This window comes from Acinetobacter sp. LCT-H3 (genome assembly GCF_001866125.1).
GTDB classification, from domain to species: domain Bacteria; phylum Pseudomonadota; class Gammaproteobacteria; order Pseudomonadales; family Moraxellaceae; genus Acinetobacter; species Acinetobacter schindleri.
The window spans coordinates 1-996 of sequence record NZ_MODX01000071.1; the positions used below are offsets into that span (position 1 = coordinate 1).

At 47.9% G+C, this 996-nt stretch carries 1 protein-coding gene; it reads right to left on the reverse strand.

Translation table 11 applies throughout. The features are described 5' to 3' along the window. The coding region (gene ahpF / locus BK820_RS14895) for an alkyl hydroperoxide reductase subunit F (protein ID WP_071321342.1) at window positions 1–996 on the reverse strand (996 nt) is incomplete at both ends.

Here is a 996-nt window from a genome sequence, read left to right on the forward strand (position 1 = left end):
GAACGGATGATGTAGTCAAATGCAGACAGTGATGCTTTCGCGCCTTCACCTGTAGCAATGATGATCTGCTTGTAAGGTACTGTGGTGCAGTCACCCGCAGCAAATACACCTTTCACATTGGTTTCATTGCGCTCGTTAATCACAATCTCACCGCGGTTGCTTAACTCAACTTTGGTTTCTTTCAGGAAATCCGTATTCGGTAACAAACCGATCTGAACGAAGATCCCTGCAAGCTCAACCGTATGTTCTTCATCGGTCGCACGGTCTTTATATTTCAGTGCAGTTACTTGTGAACCATCACCCACCACTTCTGTTGAAAGCGCATTCTTGATCACCGTGGTGTTCGGCAAGCTGTTGAGTTTGTCCTGAAGTACCTGATCCGCACGTAGTTTGGTATCAAATTCCACCAGGGTGACATGCTCAACAATACCAGCAAGGTCGATCGCAGCTTCTACACCCGAGTTACCACCACCAATCACCGCAACACGTTTGCCTTTGAACAGTGGACCATCACAGTGTGGACAGTAGGCAACACCACGGGTTTTGTATTCCTGCTCACCCGGAACATTCATCTCTCTCCAGCGTGCACCGGTTGACAGGATTACAGTTTTAGATTCAAGCTTGGCACCATTTTCTAAAGTCACTTCAACCAGACCGTTGGCAGTTTCATCTGCACCCTTGATGTCAGATACACGTTGCAGGTTCATGATGTCGACACCGTATTCACGTACGTGTGCTTCCATCTCGGCAGCAAATTTTGGACCTTGGGTCTTTTGCACTGAAGTAAAGTTCTCAATGTCCATGGTATCCATGACCTGACCGCCCATACGTTCAGCCACGATCCCGGTTTTGATGCCTTTACGCGCTGCGTAGATTGCAGAGGTATTTCCCGCAGGACCACCACCAATCACAAGAACATCAAACGCTTCTTTGGAATTCAGCTTTTCCGCATCTTTGGCAGCAGAATCCGTATCCAGCTTGGCAATGATTTCTTCC